Annotated in this window: 1 protein-coding gene; it reads left to right on the top strand. The window is 62.0% G+C overall.

The genetic code is table 11. The features are described 5' to 3' along the window. The first annotated feature begins 62 nt into the window (after positions 1-62). Positions 63-1331 (top strand): IS256 family transposase, encoded by a 1269-nt coding sequence (locus G3N96_RS38650; RefSeq protein ID WP_206140487.1) that lies wholly within the window; start codon positions 63-65, stop codon positions 1329-1331. Positions 1332-1374: the final 43 nt, after the last annotated feature.

Below are 1374 nucleotides of genomic sequence, written 5' to 3'. Positions count from 1 at the left end.
GGACCTATCCGTGATTTCGTGGGCGAGGCATATCATGAGGTGTAAAGGCCATGGATATGCCGATGAAGAAAAAGAGACAAACTGTAGCGCGTCAGGCAGCGGCCCGAGGGCCGCTGCCTGAACTGCCCAAGGAACTGCTGGACCAGTTGGTCAAGGGGCCGATGTCGCCGGCCGAGGTGCAGGATCTGATGCTGGCATTCAACAAGGCGGTCATCGAGCGTGCGATGGGCGCCGAGATGAATCTGCATCTGGGCTACCCACCGGGCCAGCCTAAGCCGCCCGGTCAGGGCAACGAGCGCAACGGCGCCAGCGGCAAGACGGTCATTACCGATCGCGGTCCGGTCCGAGTTGAGGTGCCCCGTGATCGCGACGGCAGCTTCGAGCCGATCCTGATCCCCAAGCACGAGCGCCGTTTCACCGGCTTCGACGAGCGCATCATCGCGATGTACGCACGCGGTATGAGCGTGCGCGAGATTCAGGGATTTCTGGCCGAGCACTACGGCACGGAAGTCTCGCCCGACTTCATCAGCTCGGTCACCGACGAGGTGATGGCCGAAGCGCTGACGTGGCAGAGCCGCCCGCTCGAAGCGATGTATCCGGTCGTGTTCTTCGACGCGTTGCGGGTCAAGATCCGCGACGACGGCGTGGTCAGCAACAAGGCCGTCTATCTGGCCTTGGGCATTCAGGCCGACGGCCAGCGCGACGTGCTGGGCCTCTGGATCGAGCAGACCGAGGGCGCCAAGTTCTGGCTCAAGGTGTTCAACGAACTGAAGACGCGCGGCTGCCAGGACATCCTGATCGCCGTGGTCGATGGCTTGAAGGGGCTCACTGAAGCCATCAGCGCGGCCTATCCACGAACCACCGTTCAGACCTGCATCGTGCATCTGATCCGCAACAGTCTGGAGTACGCCAGCTACAAGGATCGCAAGGCACTGGCCGCCGCGCTACGCCCGATCTACGCGGCCGCCAGCGAAGAGGCGGCGAGGCAGGCGCTACAAGACTTCGCCGACGGACCTTGGGGCGCGAAGTACCCGACGATCGTGCAGTCGTGGCAGCGGGCATGGGAGCACGTCGTACCGTTCTACGTGTTCCCGCCGGAGATTAGACGGGTCGTATATACGACAAACGCCATAGAAAGTCTGAACATGCAGCTGCGCAAGATCATCAAGACGCGCGGCCACTTCCCGAATGACGAGGCGGCGATCAAGCTGCTCTGGCTGGCACTGCGCAACGTGCTGGCCAAGACCGTGCGGTCCGCCTTCGACTGGAAATCAGCGATGAACCAGTTTGCTATCCTGTTCGGAGAGCGATTTATGCAGGCGCGCGGATAACGTGCTGTTCAACCGCCTCGCCCACAAAAATGCGGACAGGTTC

Origin of the sequence: Burkholderia sp. Se-20373, assembly GCF_017104705.1 — a bacterium.
In the GTDB taxonomy this organism is placed as follows: domain Bacteria; phylum Pseudomonadota; class Gammaproteobacteria; order Burkholderiales; family Burkholderiaceae; genus Burkholderia.
Note: the sequence above shows the minus strand (reverse complement) of the source record. Positions and strands in the feature narration are given on the sequence as shown.